The 19,237-nt window shown below is 71.3% G+C and carries 13 protein-coding genes; 5 read left to right on the top strand and 8 right to left on the bottom strand.

Translation table 11 applies throughout. From position 1 onward, the window contains the following. Positions 1 to 12 precede the first annotated feature (12 nt). Positions 13 to 1,485 carry a glycosyltransferase family 39 protein gene (locus tag MB828_RS25425; protein WP_301650222.1) on the bottom strand — a complete coding sequence of 491 codons (1,473 nt, stop codon included), beginning with the start codon at positions 1,483 to 1,485 and terminating at the stop codon, positions 13 to 15. Positions 1,486 to 1,921: 436 nt separating this feature from the next. Between MB828_RS25425 and MB828_RS25420 the strand changes: the two genes are divergently transcribed. Then, positions 1,922 to 3,157, top strand: coding sequence for a glycosyltransferase family 87 protein (locus MB828_RS25420; protein ID WP_301650282.1), 1,236 nt, complete (start codon positions 1,922 to 1,924; stop codon positions 3,155 to 3,157). Positions 3,158 to 3,194: 37 nt separating this feature from the next. Further along, the gene (gene galE, locus MB828_RS25415; RefSeq protein ID WP_301650221.1) at positions 3,195 to 4,175 is read left to right on the top strand and encodes a UDP-glucose 4-epimerase GalE; all 981 of its coding nucleotides are present in this window, start codon (positions 3,195 to 3,197) and stop codon (positions 4,173 to 4,175) included. A gap of 37 nt (positions 4,176 to 4,212) precedes the next feature. Here the strand turns inward: galE and MB828_RS25410 are convergent, their stop codons facing one another. From MB828_RS25410 to MB828_RS25400, 3 genes are all read right to left on the bottom strand, one after another. After that, complete coding sequence (locus MB828_RS25410) at positions 4,213 to 5,142, bottom strand: RNA polymerase sigma-70 factor (protein WP_301650220.1); 930 nt, start codon at positions 5,140 to 5,142, stop codon at positions 4,213 to 4,215. 19 nt (positions 5,143 to 5,161) lie between these two features. Then, positions 5,162 to 5,539, bottom strand: coding sequence for a DoxX family protein (locus MB828_RS25405; RefSeq protein ID WP_301650219.1), 378 nt, complete (start codon positions 5,537 to 5,539; stop codon positions 5,162 to 5,164). Between the two features lie 80 nt (positions 5,540 to 5,619). Further along, on the bottom strand, positions 5,620 to 6,246 hold the full coding sequence (locus MB828_RS25400; RefSeq protein ID WP_046729218.1) for a TetR/AcrR family transcriptional regulator: 627 nt from the start codon (positions 6,244 to 6,246) through the stop codon (positions 5,620 to 5,622). Between the two features lie 375 nt (positions 6,247 to 6,621). On the opposite strand from MB828_RS25400, the gene MB828_RS25395 reads away from it, so the two are divergent. Together MB828_RS25395 and MB828_RS25390 are read left to right on the top strand one after the other, a co-directional pair. Then, positions 6,622 to 7,539, top strand: a complete 918-nt coding sequence (locus MB828_RS25395) for an ABC transporter permease (RefSeq protein ID WP_301650218.1) — start codon at positions 6,622 to 6,624, stop codon at positions 7,537 to 7,539. After that, complete coding sequence (locus tag MB828_RS25390; protein WP_301650217.1) at positions 7,532 to 8,407, top strand: ABC transporter ATP-binding protein; 876 nt, start codon at positions 7,532 to 7,534, stop codon at positions 8,405 to 8,407. Before MB828_RS25395 ends, MB828_RS25390 begins: the two co-directional genes overlap by 8 nt. 84 nt (positions 8,408 to 8,491) lie before the next feature. On the opposite strand, the gene MB828_RS25385 is transcribed toward MB828_RS25390, so the two are convergent. The 3 genes from MB828_RS25385 to MB828_RS25375 form a co-directional block, all read right to left on the bottom strand. Then, positions 8,492 to 13,429, bottom strand: coding sequence for an NAD-glutamate dehydrogenase (locus MB828_RS25385; RefSeq protein WP_301650216.1), 4,938 nt, complete (start codon positions 13,427 to 13,429; stop codon positions 8,492 to 8,494). Between the two features lie 452 nt (positions 13,430 to 13,881). Beyond that, positions 13,882 to 14,547 (bottom strand): HAD family hydrolase, encoded by a 666-nt coding sequence (locus MB828_RS25380; protein ID WP_133021564.1) that lies wholly within the window; start codon positions 14,545 to 14,547, stop codon positions 13,882 to 13,884. A 92-nt stretch (positions 14,548 to 14,639) separates the two neighbouring features. Then, positions 14,640 to 15,155: a DUF6912 family protein gene (locus tag MB828_RS25375; protein ID WP_301650215.1), complete on the bottom strand. Its 516-nt coding sequence runs from the start codon at positions 15,153 to 15,155 to the stop codon at positions 14,640 to 14,642. Positions 15,156 to 15,480: 325 nt separating this feature from the next. Here MB828_RS25375 and MB828_RS25370 point away from each other — a divergent pair, with 325 nt between their 5' ends. Continuing rightward, positions 15,481 to 15,942 carry an Rv3235 family protein gene (locus tag MB828_RS25370; RefSeq protein WP_133021562.1) on the top strand — a complete coding sequence of 154 codons (462 nt, stop codon included), beginning with the start codon at positions 15,481 to 15,483 and terminating at the stop codon, positions 15,940 to 15,942. A gap of 333 nt (positions 15,943 to 16,275) precedes the next feature. Here the strand turns inward: MB828_RS25370 and secA are convergent, their stop codons facing one another. Continuing rightward, entirely contained in the window at positions 16,276 to 19,119 is a 2,844-nt protein-coding gene (secA, locus tag MB828_RS25365; RefSeq protein ID WP_133021561.1) for a preprotein translocase subunit SecA, read from the bottom strand. Positions 19,120 to 19,237 lie beyond the last annotated feature (118 nt).

The raw sequence follows: 19,237 nt of genomic DNA, 5'->3' as shown, positions 1-19,237 counted from the left end.
CCGCCCCGCGGTTCACGGCTGACCGTCACCACCCCGGATCGGCCGCACGTACAGCCGCAGCGCGATCCGGTCCACCACCATCTCCTGCCGCAGCACGAACTGCTGGTTCAGCACGGCGTACTTGGCGCGCTCCGTGGGCAGCCGCGGCCGGTACCCCCGGACCATCGCGTACTTCTCCACCACCGCCCACACCTCGTCGGCACCCGCCAGCCTCCGCCGCAGCGTCGCCACTCCCACCTCGCGCCCGTACAGGGTTCCCGAGGCCGGCCCCGGCTCGGCCAGCGCCACGTCCCTCGTGCCCCTGAAGTCCTCCGGATAGGTCAGCTCCGTACCGCGCGCGTGGGCCGGCAGGAACAGCACCGGGTCGCCGGGCCGCAACACGCGCGCCACCGCCCTCGCGACCGCGCCGAGGTCGTCCGGCCGGGTCCCCGGCACCCGGTCGGCCCGCAGCAGCGGAACCTGGTGGGTGAAGGCGAGGACCACCGCGAGCACCCCGGCCAGGGTGAACGCCGGCGACCTGGGCGCGGTCCCCGTGCCGTGGGACCAGAGCCTGCCGAGCATCCCGGCGAGCCGGTCCGCGCCGAGCGCCACCAGCAACGGCGCTCCCGCGAGCGCGTACAGCACATACCGGTCGACGTACAGCGGTGTGAACTGCGACGCCAGCATCAGCGCCACCGGTGGCAGCACCGCGAGCGGCAGCGCGACCGCCGCGAGCGTCACCTCACCGCGCCGGCCCACCAGCCGGGTCAGCCCGAGCAGCCCCAGCGCCAGGCACGCCCAGTACACCCCGTCGGTCGGCCCGAGGTACTGGCGCAGCAGCTCCTGCGCGGTCTCCACGTCCGGCTCCGTCAGCCATGCCACCTGGGCCGACTGGGTGCCCGAGACGACGACCATCGGCAGCAGCGACAGCACCACGCCCCCGGCCGCGCAGCACCACCCCCGCCACACCCTTCCCGACGAACGGGCCAGCGCCAGAGTTCCCGCGTGCGCGAGCAGCAGCAGGACCGCGAACTCGTGCAGCCAGCAGGTGACCGCGAGGACCCCGCCGTACAACGCCCAGGTCCGCCGCCCCCCTTCGGCCGCCGCCCGCACGAACACCAGGGTCGCGCCGGTCGCCCCGGCGGCGACCAGGGCGTAGGAGCGGCCCTCCTGCGCGTAGTGGCCGACCAGGGGGGTGACCGCGAACAGCAGCCCGGCCCACAGGCCGACGCGGGGCCGGGCGAGGCGGGCACCGAGGGCGGCCACCAGGCTCGCGGTGACGGCGGCCGCGCACACCGAGGGCAGCCGGAGATCCACCTCGCCGGGACGGCCTGGGGCGACGGCGAGGACGACGTGCATCAGCAGGTAGTACAGGCCGTGCACCGCGTCCACGCCGTGCAGCAGCCGCCAGATCTGCGGCACCGTGCGCCGGGCGACCTGGTACGTGACGGCTTCGTCCCGCCACATGCCGCCGCGGTGCAGCCCCCAGAGCCCGACGGCGAGCATCACAGCGCCCGGAACGGCGACGGCCGCGGCACGACGCAACCGCCCCGTGCGCCCGGAGGGCCCACGGCGCCCGGGCGAGGGCCCGGGGCCTTCGCCGGGCGGCACCTCGGGTGACGGTGCGTCCGACGGTTCCGGCCGACTCGACGGAGTCGGCCGGCCGACGTCCGTCGAGCGCCTGGTCCGCGGACGTGCTTTTGCGAGAGGCCCGATACTCACCACGGCCCGATCTTTTGCGATTAGCCAACCTTTGCCGGGTAATGACGGCGTATCGGCATGGATACACCATCCGGGCGGCTTACGCTCACGGTTGATGAATCGCCGCCCGTACTTCCCGCTCCCACCCGCCCCGTTCGCCTCACCTGTTCGACTCCCGCGCCCGGAGCACTCCCTGCGGCTCCTCCGGCTCGCCGCCGGCTGGCTCGCCACGCGCGCGCTGATGCTGTGGCTCCTCGCCCACAACAACGAGCGACCCCTGGGACACGGAGCGGTCGCGCGCGAAGTCTGGCGGCTGTACTTCCACTGGTACGGCGTCCTGTCGCACGGCGCGTTCCCGGCGCACGACACGTTGTGGCAGTACCCGCCGGGCGCCGGGGCGGTGCTGCTCGCGCCGGGACTGGTGCCCGGACTGAGTTACTTCCAGGCGTTCGTGGCGCTCACCCTGCTCACCGACGCGCTGGTCACGGCGGCCCTGGCCCGGGCCGGCGGCCGCCCTGGCCGCACCCTGCTCGGGGCGGCCCTGTGGACCGGCGGCCTCCCCCTCCTCCTCCACCTCCCGCTCGCCCGCTACGACGTGGAGGTGACCGCCTTCGCCGTGCTCTCCCTGCTGGCACTGTCCCGCTCCCCGCGCGCGTGCGGGACGCTGGCGGCCCTGGGCGCGCTGGTGAAGGTGTGGCCGGCGCTGGTCCTGCTGGGTCTGGAGCGGGGCAGGCCGACGCGGTCGGCGTGGCTGTCGGCGGCTCTGACGGGGACCGTGACGCTCGCCGCGCTCGTGGTGTCGTTCCGCAACCCGCTGGCCTTCCTCCGCCAACAGGGCGGCCGGGGTGTGCAGATCGAGTCGCTCGGCGGCACCGCGCTCAGCCTCGCGCGGCACGCCGGCTGGCGCGGCAGGGTCCGCTACCGGTACGGCGCGATGGAACTCGTCGGCCCGCACGTGCACGCCGTCGCGACCGCGTCCCTCGCGCTCACCGCGGCCGCCTTCGCGCTCCTGCTGGTGTGGCGGGTACGGGCGAGACACTGGACCGCGGCCACCCCGTACGACGCGGCGCTGAGCGCCGTCCTCCTCTTCACCGTCACCAGCCGGGTGATCAGCCCGCAGTACATGATCTGGCTGCTCGGCCTGGCCGCGGTGTGCCTGACCTCCCGGCACACCACGCAGCGCCCGGTCGCCGCGCTGGTCGTCGCGGCGACCGCGCTCAGCTCCGTCGCCTATCCCACGTTCTACGCCGAGGTCGTCGGCTGCACCTGGACGGGCTGCCTGCTGATGCTCGTCCGCAACGGCCTGCTGGTCACCGCCGCCGTCCTGTCCCTGACCCGCCTGTGGCGGGCCACGGGCGGGCCGCGGAGCACGGCGCCCGACGCTGCCGCAGGCGCCCCGGTCGGCGCCCCTGTCACGGGGAGTCACCTCGCGCGCCCCCAGTTGTCGGCGGCACCTGCTTCACTGAAGGGTGACTGAGGACCTGCACGGCAACTGACGGAGGGGACCGCCACCCATGACCTGGCTGATCACCGGCGGCGCCGGTTACATCGGGGCGCACGTCGTACGCGCGATGACCGAGGCGGGCGAGCGGACGGTGGTCTACGACGACCTGTCCACCGGCATCGCCGAGCGGGTGCCCGAGGACGTGCCGCTGGTGACGGGCTCCACGCTGGACGGCGAGAACATCGCGCGCGTGCTGGCCGAGCACGAGGTGACGGGCGTGGTCCACCTCGCGGCGAAGAAGCAGGTCGGCGAGTCGGTGGAGCTCCCCCTGCACTACTACCGGGAGAACGTCGAGGGCCTGCGCGTCCTCCTGGAGGCGGTGACGGAGGCGGGCGTCCCGTCCTTCGTGTTCTCCTCCTCCGCGGCGGTCTACGGCATGCCGGACGTCGACGTGGTGACGGAGGAGACGCCGTGCGCACCGCTGTCGCCGTACGGCGAGACGAAGCTGGCGGGCGAATGGCTGGTCCGCGCCACGGGCCGGGCGACGGGCCTCGCGACGGCCTCCCTGCGCTACTTCAACGTGGCGGGCGCGGCCGGCCCCGAACTGGCCGACGTCGGCGCCTACAACCTGATCCCGATGGTCTTCGAGAGACTCACCGAGAACGCGCCCCCGCGCATCTTCGGCGACGACTACGCGACCCCGGACGGCACCTGCGTCCGTGACTACATCCACGTGGTGGACCTGGCCGAGGCCCATGTGGCCGCGGCCCGCGCCCTCCAGGCCGAGCCGGGCCGCACCCTGACCCTCAACATCGGGCGCGGGGAGGGCGTCTCGGTCCGCGAGATGATCGACCGCATCAACGCGGTCACCGGCTACGGCCTCTCCCCGGCCGTCGTCCCCCGCCGCCCCGGCGACCCGGCGCGGGTGGTCGCCTCCGCCGACCGCATCGCCACCGAACTGACCTGGAAGGCCAAGCACGACGTCCAGGACATGATCACGTCGGCCTGGCAGGGCTGGATCCGGCTCCACCCGGAGGCGGCCCGCAACTGACCCGGTGCCGTGGCGCGCACCGACGCCCTGGGGTCCGTCAGTCCGTCTCCGCCGTTCCCCGGGTCCTCTTGAGTCGTTCGGAGATGGTCCAGGCGTCGGCCACCGGACCCAGGTGGGCGAGTTTGTCGGGGTTGAGGACCACGCGGACGGCCTGGACGCGACCGTCGAGGATGTCGAGGGACAAGGTCTGCAGGACCCTGCCGTCGCGGTCGCGGAAGACCGCGCCGGGCTGGCCGTTGACCTCGTGCCGCTCGCAGGTCACCTCGACACGGTCGAGCGCCGGGAAGACGGCGGCCAGGAGGCGGGCCACGTTGCGGGCACCGGCCACCGCGCGGGCCAGCTGCGGGGCCTTGCCGCCGCCGTCGCCGACCAGGGACACGTCGGCGGCGAGCAGGTCCTGGAGGCCGGCCATGTCGCCGTCGTGGAGTGCCTCGAAGAAGCGGGACGCCAGTGCGTCGCGTTCCCTGCGGTCCGCGTCGAAGCGGGGGCGGCCCGCCGCCATGTGCCGGCGGGCCCTGACCGCCAGCTGGCGGCACGCCGTCTCCGAGCGGCCCACCGCCGACGCGATGTCGGGGAAGCCGAAGTCGAACACCTCCCGCAGGACGAAGACGGCGCGCTCCAGCGGGCTGAGGCGTTCCAGGAGCAGCAGCGCCGCCATGGACACCGAGTCGGCGAGCTCCGCGGACCGCTCCGGGTCCTCGTAGGGGTCGGCGAGCAGCGGCTCGGGGAACCACGGGCCGACGTACGTCTCGCGCCGCACGCGGGCCGAGCGCAGTACGTCGATCGAGATCCGGGTCACCGCGGCCGACAGGAAGGCCTTGGGCGACCTGACCTCCGTGGGCGAGCCGTCGAAGCGCAGCCAGGTCTCCTGCACCGCGTCCTCGGCCTCGGCGACACTGCCGAGGATCCGGTAGGCGATCGAGAACAGCAGCGGGCGCAGTTCCTGGAACTCCGTGGTCCTGTTCATGTCCACTCCCCCTTCGACCTCAGAACGCACCGGGGCCGAACCGGCCCACCGCGACGACCAGCGCGAGCACCAGGTAGGCCAGGTTCAGCGCCACGAACGCCCGTTCGCCGCGCCGGCCGTGGGTGATCATCGCGCCGATCATCAGCAGGGTCCAGCACACGGCGGTGACCGGCACCAGCACCGGCGCGACGCCGGTGACGGCGGGCAGCACCAGGCCCGCCGCGGCCAGGAGTTCGAGGACGCCGAGCGACTTCACGAACCCGTCGCCCGCGTCCCCGGTCCAGCCGCCGCCGTGGGCCGCGGCGAGCTTCTCCCTCGGCACGAACGTCTTGGTGATGCCACCGGTCAGCGCCACGGCGGCGAGCAGTCCGGCGGCGGTCCACAGGGCGAGGTTCATCGTCCACTCCCGGGTCGAGGATGTCTGCGCCCCCTACGACGAGACGGCGGGCCCGCCTGTGACATCCCCGGCCGAGCGGGTCACAGCGCCTTGAGCGCCTCCGTGGTCCCGCGGGCCAGCGCCGCGAGGTACCCCTTGGGCAGCTTGGGGGTGCGGATCACCACCGAACGCCAGTACAGCGGGCCGGAGATCAGGTCCATGGCCAGGTCGTCGTCGAGGTTCCCGGCGAGTTCACCGCGCCGCTGCGCCGCCTCGATGATCTTGCTGGCGACGCCTTCCTGGCCCTCCCGCAGGGTCTTCTGCATGGCCTCGGCGATGTCGGGGTTGCGGGCCGCCTCGGCCTGGAGGTCGGGGATGATCTGCGAGGCGACCGGGTGGCGCAGCGCACGCGAGGTGACCTCGTACAGCAGGCGCAGGTCGCCCTCCAGGGAGCCGGTGTCGGGCACCGGCAGGCCCAGCACGGCGAGGGCCGAGACGACGTCGAGGACCAGGTGCAGCTTGGAGCGCCAGCGGCGGTAGACGGCGGTCTTGCCGACGCCGGCGCGGCGCGCGATGCCCTCGATGGACATCCGGGCGTACCCGACCGCCGCGAGTTCCTCGAAGACGGCGGCACGGATGGCCTCGGTCACGTCCTCGCGCAGCACGGCCGCTCCGGCGGGGGCTCGTCGGCGCGGACGCGTCTGGGACTCCTCGGCGTTCGTCGTCATACCCCCCAGCATAGGGGCGTAACGACGAAACGGTTGCGTTCCGACGGGACCCGCCACCCGATCGCCGCAACCGCCACCTGCTGAACGACGCCCAGCTCACCGCCGTACCGGACACCGGCCGGACACCGATCCGGTCCGCCCTCCGCAACGAAACGATCGCGGCCCGAGCTCGGGAGTGTCACGGCGCACAGGTCTCCGTGACGACGAAACGGTTGCGTTCCGACGCCGACTCGGCCTACGCTCCCGTTGCGACGAAACGGTCCCGTTCCGACGTAAGAAAACGTGAAGAGAAGCGTAAGGAAACGCCGGGTGACGGACCGGGCGCCCAGCCGGACGCCGCAGCACCCCCACCCCCCGAGTGAGAAAGCAGCGGATGTGACCCAGGTTCTCCACACACCGCCCCCGACTCCGGTCACGGCCGAGGACGACCTCGCGGCGCTCGCCGCCCGGCACGGCCTCTCGGTCAGCGGCGCCCGCCCCTCCCTGCCGGCGTACATCCGCCAGCTGTGGGAGCGGCGCCACTTCATCACCGCTTTCGCCACCGCCAAGCTCACCGCCCAGTACGCCCAGGCGAAGCTCGGGCAGGTCTGGCAGGTCATGACCCCGCTGCTGAACGCGGCGGTGTACTACTTCATCTTCGGTGTCCTGCTGCACACCAAGAAGGGCGTGCCGGACTACATCCCGTTCCTGGTCACGGGCGTGTTCATCTGGACGTTCACACAGAGCTCGATCATGGTCGGCACGCGCGCGATCTCCGGCAACCTCGGCCTCGTCCGGGCCCTGCACTTCCCGCGGGCCGCGCTGCCGATCTCCTTCTGCATCCAGCAGCTCCAGCAGCTGCTGTTCTCCATGGGCGCCCTGGTCGTCATCCTGCTCTGCTTCGGCGTGCCGCCGGCCGCCTCCTGGCTGCTGGCGATCCCGGCACTCGTCCTGCAGTTCAGCTTCAACGCCGGCGTGGCGATGATCATGGCCCGGTGGGGCGCCAAGACCCCGGACATCGCCCAGCTGATGCCGTTCGTGCTGCGCACCTGGATGTACGTCTCCGGCGTCATGTGGAACATCGACAAGCTGACCGGCAACCACAGCGGCCTGCCGAGCTGGGTGAACCCGGTGCTCAAGGCGCAGCCGGCCGCGGTCTACATCGACCTGATGCGCTACGCCCTGATCGACAGCTTCCACGCGCACCAGCTTCCGCCCCACGTCTGGATCCTCGCGACCGGCTGGGCCCTCGTCGCCGGCGTCGGCGGCTTCATCTACTTCTGGAAGGCTGAGGAGACGTACGGCCGTGGCTGAGAACCTGAGCGACACCCCCATCCCCACGGTCGTCGCCGACAAGGTGGACATCGTCTACCGCGTCCACGGCACCGGCGCCGGCCGCGGCTCCGCCACCGCCGCCCTCAACCGCATGCTGCGCCGCAAGCAGGCCGAGAAGGCGGCGGGCACCCGCCTGGTGCACGCGGTCAAGAGCGTGTCCTTCGTCGCCTACAAGGGCGAGGCGATCGGCCTCATCGGCACCAACGGCTCCGGCAAGTCCACCCTGCTCAAGGCCGTCGCCGGCCTGCTGCCGGTGGAGAACGGCGCCATCTACACCGACGGCCAGCCCTCCCTCCTCGGCGTCAACGCCGCCCTGATGGGTGACCTGACCGGTGAGAAGAACGTCTACCTCGGCGGCCTCGCCATGGGCATGTCCCGCGAGGAGATCAGGGACCGCTACCAGGACATCGTCGACTTCTCCGGCATCAACGAGAAGGGCGACTTCATCACCCTGCCGATGCGGACCTACTCCTCCGGCATGGGCGCCCGGCTGCGCTTCTCCATCGCCGCCGCCAAGGACCACGACGTGCTGCTCATCGACGAGGCGCTGGCCACCGGTGACGCGTCCTTCCGGATGCGCTCGGAGGAACGCATCCGCGAGCTGCGCCAGCACGCGGGCACGGTGTTCCTGGTCAGCCACAACAACAAGTCCATCCGAGACACCTGCGAGCGGGTGCTGTGGCTGGAGCGTGGTGTGCTGCGCATGGACGGGCCGACCGAGGAGGTCCTCGCCGAGTACGAGTCCTTCACCGGCGACAAGTCCGACAAGACGAAGCCCAAGCCGAAGCCCAAGCCGAAGGCCGCCCCGCCGGAGCAGGCCGCGGCGACGGCCGGCCGGCCTTCCTGACACAGCCGTACGACGCGAAGGGCGCCCCGAGCCGGTGAGGCTCGGGGCGCCCTTCGCGTCGTACGTACGGCTGCTGTCCTACGGCTACGCGTGCGTGCGCAGCAGCGTGCGCATCGTCCGCATGGCCACCGACAGGTTGGCCAGGTCGAAGGAGTCCGAGCCGCGGATCTCCTCCAGGGTGGCCCGGGCCCGGCCCAGGATCGCCGTGTTCTTCTGCTCCCAGGCCTGGTAGCGCTGCTCGGGCGTCGACGTGCCGTCGCCCGCGGCGAGGACGTCGGCGGTGAGCATCGCGTGGGCCGCGTACAGGTCCTCCCGGATGGAGGCACGAGCCATCGACTGCCAGCGGTCGGCGCGCGGGAGCTCGATGATGCGGTCCATCAGCTGGGAGACGCCGAGACGGTCGGCGAGGTCGTAGTACACCTCGGCGACGTCCAGCGGCTCCTTGCCCGTGCGGTCGGCCACCGAGACGATGTCCAGCGCCGGGAAGGCAGAGGAGAAACCGGCCACCCGGGTCGCCGGCTCGTCCGGGACACCGGCCGCGGACAGCTCGTCGTACACGTGCTGGTACCACTCCAGGTCCGCGCCGCGCAGCAGCTTCGGCAGCTGCTGCCAGACCTGTTCGACCCGCTCGGAGAAGAAGTCGACGGTCTCCAGCAGTTGCAGCGGCTGCGGCCGGTTATTGAGCAGCCAGCGGGTGCCGCGCTCGACCAGGCGGCGCGAGTGCAGCCGGATCCGGGTCTGGACGGCCGCGTCGACCTTGTTGTCCAGCTCCTCCACCGCGTCCCACACCGGTGCCGAGCGGAAGATCGCGCGGGCCGCGGTCTGCGCCCGGACGATCTCCTCGAGGGAGGCCCCGGTCTCCTCGCGCAGCCGGTGCAGATAGGTCGTACCACCGGTGTTGACCGTGTCGTTGACCAGGACCGTGGTCGTGATCTCGCGGCGCAGCGGGTGGGTGGCGAGCGCCGCGGCGAACCGGTCGCGCAGGGCCGTCGGGAAGTACGCGTGCAGCAGGCCGCTCAGGTACGGGTCGTCGGGCAGCGAGGTCGCCAGCAGCTCGTCGGAGACCGTGATCTTCGTGTACGCCAGCAGGACGGCCGTCTCCGGGCCGGTCAGGCCCTGGCCGGTGCCGATGCGCTCGCGGATCTGCCGGTCGGTGGGCAGGAACTCCAGGGCACGGTCCAGGTGGCCTTCCCTGACCAGGTGGCGCAGGAAGCGCTGCTGGGCGTGGAGCATGTCCCCGGACTGGGCGAGGGCGTTGGCGATGGCCACGTTCTGCGCGTAGTTGTTGCGCAGCACCAGGGCGCCGACCTCGTCGGTCATCTCGGCGAGCAGCTTGTTGCGCTGCTTGACCGTCATGTCGCCGTCCGCGACCACGCCGTTGAGCAGGATCTTGATGTTCACCTCGTGGTCGGAGGTGTCCACGCCGGCGCTGTTGTCGATCGCGTCGGTGTTGATCTTGCCGCCTCGGCGGGCGAACTCGATCCGGCCGAGCTGGGTCAGGCCCAGGTTGCCGCCCTCGCCGACCACCTTGACGCGCAGGTCGGAGCCGTCGACACGGATGGCGTCGTTGGCCTTGTCGCCGACGTCGGCGTGGGACTCGGTCGACGCCTTGACGTAGGTGCCGATACCGCCGTTCCACAGCAGGTCGACCGGCGCGTGCAGGATCGCCTTCATCAGGTCGGCCGGGGTCAGCTTGGCGACCTTGTCCTCGATGCCGAGGGCTTCGCGGATGTGGCCGTTGACCGGGATGGACTTGGCGCTGCGGGGGAAGACGCCGCCGCCCGCCGAGAGCAGTTCGGTGTTGTAGTCGGCCCAGCTGGAGCGGGGCAGCTCGAACAGGCGGCGGCGCTCGGCGTAGGAGGTGGCCGCGTCCGGGTTCGGGTCGATGAAGATGTGCCGGTGGTCGAAGGCGGCAACCAGCCGGATGTGCTCGGAGAGCAGCATGCCGTTGCCGAACACGTCACCGGACATGTCGCCGACGCCGACGACCGTGAAGTCCTCGGTCTGGGTGTCGACGCCCAGCTCCCGGAAGTGCCGCTTCACGGACTCCCAGGCACCGCGCGCGGTGATGCCCATGCCCTTGTGGTCGTAGCCCGCGCTGCCGCCGGAGGCGAAGGCGTCGCCGAGCCAGAAGTCGTAGCTGCCGGCCACCTCGTTGGCGATGTCGGAGAACGTCGCCGTGCCCTTGTCGGCGGCGACCACCAGATAGGTGTCGTCCTCGTCGTGCCGGACCACGTCCTGCGGGGGCACGACCTCGCCGGCCACCATGTTGTCGGTGATGTCGAGCAGCGCGGAGATGAACGTCTTGTAGCTGGCGATGCCCTCCGCGAGCCACGCGTCGCGGTCCTTGGCCGGGTCCGGCAGCTGCTTGGCGACGAAGCCGCCCTTGGCGCCGACCGGCACGATGACGGTGTTCTTCACCATCTGCGCCTTGACCAGGCCGAGAATCTCGGTGCGGAAGTCCTCACGCCGGTCGGACCAGCGCAGGCCGCCGCGCGCGACCTTGCCGAAGCGCAGGTGCACGCCCTCGACGCGCGGCGAGTACACCCAGATCTCGTACGCCGGGCGGGGCGCCGGCAGGTCGGGGATGGCCTGCGGGTCGAACTTCATGGAGACGTAGGAGTGCGGCCGGCCGGCCGCCGTCTCCTGGAAGAAGTTGGTGCGCAGCGTCGCCTTGATGACGGTCAGGAAGGACCGCAGGATGCGGTCCTCGTCGAGGCTGGCCACCTGGTCGAGCGCCGCGTCCAGTTCCTCGAGGAGCGCGTCGACGATCTCCAGGCCGGCCTTCTGCCGGTCCGGCGACATCCGCGCCTCGAAGAGGGAGACGAGCAGCCGGGTGGTGTGGACGTTGTGCCGGAGAGTGGTCTCCATGTAGTCCTGGCTGAACGTGGAACCGGCCTGCCGCAGGTACTTGGCGTACGCCCGCAGCACCATCGCCTGCCGCCAGGTCAGCCCGGCGCTCAGCACCAGGGCGTTGAACCCGTCGTTCTCCGCCTGTCCGGTCCAGGTCGCCGCGAAGGCCTCCTGGAACCGCTCGCGGCCGTCCTCGCCCAGGTAGTCGCCGCTCGCGGCGCCCTGGGACTTCGGCATGCGCAGCCCGAAGTCGTAGATCCACGCGGTGGTCCGGTCCGCGCAGCGCAGCTCGTACGGCCGCTCGTCGATCACCTCGACACCGAGCGTGTTGAGGACCGGCAGCACCGCCGACAGGGAGATCGCCGCGCCCTTGCGGTAGATCTTGAAGCGGCGCTCGCCGGGGGCGGCGCCCACCGGCTCGTAGAGGCTGAGGGCGAAGTCGTTGCCCGCCTCCTCGGTGAGCCGCTCCAGGTGGACGAGGTCGGCGACCGCCGCGCGCGGGGTGTGATCGGCCTTGTAGCCCTCGGGGAAGGAGTTGGTGTACTTGCGCTGCAGTTCGGCCGCGCGCTCCTCGCCGAGTTCCGCGTTCAGCGCCTCGGCGAAGCCGTCGGCCCAGGAGCGGGCCGCCTCGACCAGGCGGGCCTCGATGCGGTCCTTGTCGACGTCCGACAGCTCGGGCAGTTCGGTGCCCTGCGGGACGCGGACCACGAAGTGCAGCCGGGACAGGATCGACTCGGTGTTCCAGGCCGTGAAGTCGACGCTGGTGCCGCCGAGTTCCTCCTTGAGGATGTCGATGATCCGCAGCCGGACGCCGGTGGTGTAGCGGTCGCGGGGCAGGTAGACGAGGGCCGAGTAGTAGCGGCCGTACTCGTCCTGGCGCAGGTAGAGGCGGAGCCGGCGGCGTTCCTGGAGGTAGAGGACGCTGGTGACGATCGACTCCAGCTCCGGGACCGGGGTCTGGAACAGCTCGTCGCGCGGGTAGGTCTCCATGATCTGGAGCAGGTCGCGGCCGTCGTGGCTGTTGGGTGAGAACCCGGCCCGCTCGAGGACCGCGTCGACCTTGCGGCGGATCACCGGCACCCGGCGCACCGACTCGGTGTACGCGGCCGACGAGAACAGCCCCAGGAAGCGCCGCTCACCGACCACGTTGCCGGCCGCGTCGAACTTCTTGACGCCGATGTAGTCCAGGTACGACGGCCGGTGCACGGTCGCCCGGCTGTTCGCCTTGGTCAGCACCAGGAGCTTGTGCTCGCGGGCCTTGGCGCGCGCGTCGGCCGGGAGCCGCTCGAAGGAGGGGCTGACGGGGTGACCCTCGTCGACGGCGTGGTGCGGGTCGGAGCGCAGGATGCCGAGGCCGGTGCCGGGCACGGCGGCCAGGGAGTCGTCCTCGCGCAGCTGGTACTCGCGGAAGCCGAGGAAGGTGAAGTGGTCCGCGGCCAGCCAGCGCAGCAGCTCGCGGGCCTCCTCGACCTCGGGGCCGGGCAGGTCGGCGGGAACCGGCTCGTCACCGAGGTGCTCGGCGACGCGGACGGCGCACTCCCGCATCTTCTCCCAGTCCTCGACGGCCTCACGGACGTCCGACAGGACGCGCAGCAGATCGGCGGTGATCTGCTTGAGGTCGGAGCGGTCGGTCTCACGGTCGATCTCGACGTGGATCCAGGACTCGATGTGCGTGTCGTGCGGCAGCTCGTCGCCGGGGGCCGGGGTGGGCAGCACCTCGATCAGCTTGCCGGTGAGATCACGGCGCACCACGAACTGGGGGTGGATGACGACGTGGATGCCGCGTCCCTGCCGGGTCAGCTCGTTGGTGACCGAGTCGACGAGGAAGGGCATGTCGTCGGTGACGACCTCCACCACGGTGTGGCTGCAGGTCCACCCGTTCTCCTCGACCGTCGGGGTGTGGACCCGGACGTTGGCGGTGCCCTGCGGGCGGGTCTCCGCGAGACGGTAGTGCGAGACGGCCGCCCCGAAGACGTCGACCGGGTCGCGGTCGGCCAGGTCCTCCGGTGCGGTGTGCAGGTAGTAGCGCTGGAGGAACGTGAGGACGGACTCCTGGTCCACCTCTCCCGTCGTCCCAGTCGGTAGGTGCCCCCCGGCCGGGCTGTTCTCAGCTACCCGGGCGGCCCGATCGAGCAGCTCGGCCTTGGCTTCGTCCAGCTTGGTCTGCATTGTCCTCTGGCTCCTGTCGCGCGCCATTGCGTGACGTAGAAGGAAGTACGGGCTCTTCCCCCTGCGGCTCGACGCCACGGCCGGGGTCTCCGGTCGGCTTCGACGCTATGCCGCAAGGCGAGATGAGCGGGGGGTATTCGGCCATTCTCGACGGGCCCCAAGGGTGTGACGTCTCTCTCGGCGCCACCACTGCCAGGGCCGTCCGCGACGCCCTCCGCACGAGAAGACCAGCGACCGCCGCCCGGTCACGGAGGTGTTCCGTGCTCACCGGGCGCAGGGCAGGGGCGCCGACGCCCCCGCGAACTATCGCGCTGATCACGCCACCAAGGCTATCGCTCCCGACCGGGGGCCCGTCATGAGCCGTATGTGTACAAAACAGGGGGTGCAACTTTGACGTTCTGCACAGCGACGACGGCTCGCGGGGGTGTCGGGACGGCTCCTGCGCCCCCGGCTCACGCCACGAGTCTCTCCGCCTCCTCGACCGCCTCCGCCAGTGAGTCCACCACCGGCACACCGGCCTCCTCCAGGCTCGCCCGGCCGTGCGACCCCCCGGTGTACAGCACGGCCTTCGCGCCCGCCGCGTGCGCGGCCACCGCGTCGTCCGCCGCGTCCCCGATCACCACGGTCCGCCCGGGCGCCACGTCCGCCAGCTGCCGCAGGTGCCGCACCATGTGCTCGGCCTTGCTGCCCCCGGACGGCCCGACACGCCCCTCCACCCGCAGGAAGTGCGGTTCGATGCCGAATCCGCGCACCAGCGGCACCAGTTCGTCGTGCACGTACATGCTCAGCAGCGACTGGCTGCGCCCCACCGAACGCCACCCGGCCAGCAGCTCGGCCGCCCCCTCGGTGAGCCCGCACAGAACGCGGTGCTCGGCGTAGTACCGGTGGAAGATCTCGTCCATGACCTCCCACTCCGCCTGCGTGGGCAGCCGCCCCATCAGCCGCTCGTAGAACTTCGGCACCGGCACGCAGTACAGCGCCCGGTACTGCTCCAGCGTGATCGGCGCCAGGCCCAGCTCGGCCGAGGCCGCGTTCGTCGCCCCGATGATCGCGTCGTTGTCGTGGAAGAGGGTCCCGTTCCAGTCCCAGACGATGTGTGCCTTTTCGTGCTTCCCCATGCCGAAAACGCTACCCGCCATCACTGACAGTCAAGACCGGACGGAGCATCACCGCAGGTCACAGAGGTGTTGCCAGGCCTCGGCAGGCCCGTTCAGCCGCCCTGTCCCACCAGGTTCGGGATCTCCTGCGTGGCGTACCAGAGCAGTTCGTGGTCCTCGGCCCCGTCCACCACGAACTGTGCGTCGTCGTCCCCGCCGTCCGCGGCCGCGAGCGCTCCGGCCGCGGCGGTCACGTCCTCGTCCGCGTCGTCGGAGTCCACGTGCACCGCGGCGGCCCTGGCCAGCGCCACCGTCGCGGTCACCCGCACCTCGCCCAGCGCCGCCGGGTCCAGGCCACGGTCCGGATCGGCCGCCGCCGTGCCGTCGGGCACGTCCACGGCGACCACGACCCGGCGCCGCGGCGCGTCCGGGCCGGCGGCCAGCAGCCGCAGGGAGGCCAGCGCGGCCCGGCTGAGCGCCGCGTACTCCAGTTCCTCTATGTCATCGGAGAGGTACCACTCGCGCAGCGCGGGTGTGACGGCGTAGGCGACGAACGGACCGGTCCCCAGCTCGCCCGTCTTGTGCGCCTCGGCCAGCGCGGGGAGGGTCAGGGGGACGTAGACGCGCATGCTGGCCGCTCTCTCTGGACGCTTCGACTCTGCCGGTACCGCTTCCCGCGACGACCGTCGCGGAGGGCCTTCAGGATACGTGCGGGCGTCCCCTTTCGGGTCCCGGGCGGTGACCTCGGAGGCGTCCACCCCACGCCCCTCGGTTCACCCGGTGCCGCCGCCTGTCCGGCGGGTTTTCTCTGCCCCCGACCACTCGGATAGGTGAATCTTCCGGGGCCTCGACACGGGCTGCCTTCGCCTTGCTGTCGCCGTCCCGGGCCCCGTACAAGATCCTCAACCTCAAGTTACCGCCCGGTATCAGCCGGGCCGCCGAACGGGGACCCCCATGAACAAGGTCATGACCAGGACCACCAAGCTCCGTCCGGACACCCGTCCGCCCGGTCGCCGTGACTCCCGCCGCCCCGGCACCCCCGCCTCCCGCAGGCCGCTCACCCCGCCGGCCGCACCGACGGGCCCCCGGCCCACCGACCTCTTCGCGGAGCGTCTGCTGGCCGTGCTGAGCGGCCGCCGCCCGGTCCACTGGATGCTCCGGCACACCGCGGGCCCCGCTTATGACGACCTGGCCCGCCTCGCCGAACGCGGCCCGCTGCGCGCCCGTGGCGCCGACCCCGTGGTCCGCGACATCGGCTACTACGTGCCGCGCGCCGGCGCCCTCGAGGTCTTCGCCCGTATCGCGGCGGGCGAGCAACTGCGCGCCATGGCCTTCCGCCTGGAACAGGGCGCCGACCTCCGCTGGCGCTGCACGGCGGTGGAACTGGGCGGCCCCCGCCCACCCCGGGGCAGCTGACGGACCGCCCCGAGGCAGGGACCGACCGGCCGAGGGGCACGGCGACAGGGACCGACCGGCCGGGGGGTACGGCGACAGCCGTCCCGCGCACACGGGCGCGGCAGCAGCCGTCTCGCTCACGCGGGCCCGGCGACAGCCGTCCCCTCGCATGGGCGCGGCGACAGCCGTCCCCCTCGCACGGGCCGCCAATCCCGCACAGGCGCGGCCCCAGTCATGCCTCCCGCACAGGCGCGGCGACGGCCATGCCTGTCCTCCCCTCGGCGCCGGGCGTACGCCGAGGGGCCGGCCTCCTCTGGCGAGGTGGCCGGCCCCTGGGCGGTGGTGTCGGTGCCGTCACTTCCTGCGGCGGCGGCTGCCCTTCGCCTGCTTGCGGCGCTCGGCGCGGGTCAGGCCGTCGGCCTCGGAGCGGGCCGGCTCGTCATCGTCGTAGGCGAAGTCGCCCTCGACGAGGCCGCCCTCCCCGTCCACGGTCGCCGCCGAGAAGTGCATGCCCCGGCGCTGCGGCGCCTCCAGACCCTTGGCCCGGATCTCGGGACGGGAACCCGCCTGGGCCGGGACCGCGTCCTGGACCCCGTCCACGGGCACGGCGTCCTCGACGGGGACCTCCTCGACCTGCTGCTCGACCTGGACCTCCAGGTTGAACAGGTAGCCGACGGACTCCTCCTTGATGCCGTCCATCATCGCGGTGAACATGTCGAAGCCCTCGCGCTGGTACTCGACCAGCGGGTCCTTCTGGGCCATCGCGCGCAGGCCGATGCCCTCCTGGAGGTAGTCCATCTCGTAGAGGTGCTCGCGCCACTTGCGGTCCAGGACGGACAGCACGACCCGGCGCTCCAGCTCGCGCATGATCTCGGAGCCGAGCTGCGTCTCACGCGACGCGTACTGCTCGCGGATGTCGTCCTTGATGGACTCGGAGATGTACTCGGCGGTCAGACCCGCACGGTCGCCGGCCGCCTCCTCCAGCTCCTCGACGGTGACCTTGACCGGGTAGAGCTGCTTGAAGGCGCCCCACAGACGGTCGAGGTCCCAGTCCTCCGGGAAGCCCTCGGCGGTCTCCGCGCCGACGTACGCGTCGATCGTGTCGTCCATGAAGTGCTGGATCTGCTCCTGCAGGTCCTCGCCCTCCAGGACGCGGCGGCGCTCGCCGTAGATGACCTCGCGCTGCCGGTTGAGGACCTCGTCGTACTTCAGGACGTTCTTACGGGTCTCGAAGTTCTGCTGCTCGACCTGCGACTGCGCGGACGCGATCGCGCGGGTGACCATCTTGTTCTCGATCGGCACGTCGTCCGGCACGTTCGCCATGGACATCACGCGCTCGACCATCTGGGCCTTGAAGAGCCGCATCAGGTCGTCGCCGAGGGAGAGGTAGAAGCGGGACTCGCCGGGGTCGCCCTGCCGGCCGGAACGACCACGCAGCTGGTTGTCGATCCGGCGCGACTCGTGCCGCTCGGTGCCGAGGACGTAGAGGCCTCCGAGGTCCTTGACCTCCTCGAACTCGGCCTTGACCGCCTGCTGGGCCTTCTCCAGGGCGGCCGGCAGCGCCTGCGCCCACTCCTCGATGTGCTCCTCGGGGTCGAGGCCGCGCTGCCGCAGCTCCGCCTCCGCGAGGTCCTCCGGGTTGCCGCCCAGCTTGATGTCCGTACCACGGCCGGCCATGTTGGTGGCCACCGTCACGGCACCCCGGCGCCCCGCCTGCGCGACGATCGACGCCTCGCGCTCGTGGTGCTTGGCGTTGAGCACCTCGTGCTGGATGCCGCGCTTGGAGAGCTGCTGCGAGAGGTACTCCGACTTCTCGACGGACGTCGTGCCGACCAGGATCGGCTGGCCCTTCTCGTGCTTCTCCGCGATGTCGTCGACGACCGCCTCGAACTTGGCGACCTCGGTGCGGTAGATCAGGTCCGACTGGTCCTTGCGGACCATCGGCCGGTTCGTCGGGATCGGGACCACGCCGAGCTTGTAGATCTGGTGGAACTCGGCGGCCTCGGTCATGGCCGTACCGGTCATGCCGGACAGGCCGGGCAGTTCCTTGCCGTTGTGGTCGTGGCGCTTGTAGAGGCGGAAGAAGTTCTGCAGGGTGATCGTGGCGAGGGTCTGGTTCTCGTCCTTGATGTCCACCCCTTCCTTCGCCTCGATCGCCTGGTGCATGCCCTCGTTGTAACGACGGCCGGCGAGGATACGGCCGGTGTGCTCGTCGACGATCATGACCTCGCCGTCGATGACGACGTAGTCCTTGTCCTTCTTGAAGAGCTCCTTCGCCTTGATGGCGTTGTTCAGGTAGCCCACCAGAGGGGTGTTCACCGACTCGTAGAGGTTGTCGATGCCCAGCCAGTCCTCGACCTTGGAGACGCCGGACTCGTGGATGGCGACGGTGCGCTTCTTCTCGTCGACCTCGTAGTCGCCGGTCTCCTCGATGCCCTTGAGCGGGTTGCCCGCCTCGCCCTTCTTCAGGCGCAGGACCAGCTTGGCGAAGTCGCCGTACCACTTGGTGGCCTGGTCGGCCGGACCGGAGATGATCAGCGGGGTACGGGCCTCGTCGACCAGGATGGAGTCGACCTCGTCGACGATGGCGAAGTTGTGGCCGCGCTGGACGAGCTCGTCCTGGGCCCAGGCCATGTTGTCGCGCAGGTAGTCGAAGCCGAACTCGTTGTTCGTGCCGTACGTGATGTCGGCGTTGTACTGCTCGCGGCGCTCGGCCGGCGTCATGTTGGCCAGGATGCAGCCGACGTTCAGGCCGAGGAACTTGTGGACGCGGCCCATCATCTCGGAGTCGCGCTCGGCCAGGTAGTCGTTGACCGTGATGAGGTGGACGCCCTTGCCCGCCAGCGCGTTCAGGTACGCCGGCAGGGTGCCGACGAGGGTCTTGCCCTCACCGGTCTTCATCTCGGCCACGTAGCCGAGGTGGAGGGCCGCGCCGCCCATGATCTGCACGTCGTAGTGGCGCTGGCCGAGGACGCGCTTGGCGGCCTCGCGGACGGTCGCGAACGCCTCGGGGAGCAGGTCGTCGAGGCTCTCGCCGTCTTCGTAGCGCTGCTTGTACTCATCGGTGAGGGCCCGCAGCTCGGCGTCGGAGAGGTCGACGAAGTCCTCTTCGATGGAGTTGACCTGGTCCGCGATGCGGTGCAGCTTGCGCAGGATCTTGCCTTCGCCTGCACGCATGATCTTCGAGAGGACGGACACGGGGGTTTGTCTCCTTGCCGGTCGGGCCTGGGACGGTCGGTTTCCATTTGACTTACTGAGCAACGGCCATCGTATGCGAGGACCCGGGCGCGCCGGGAGGCCCGGCGGTCCGAGGACC

Source organism: Streptomyces arenae, from assembly GCF_022343545.1.
GTDB lineage: Bacteria > Actinomycetota > Actinomycetes > Streptomycetales > Streptomycetaceae > Streptomyces > Streptomyces humi.
Note: the sequence above shows the minus strand (reverse complement) of the source record. Positions and strands in the feature narration are given on the sequence as shown.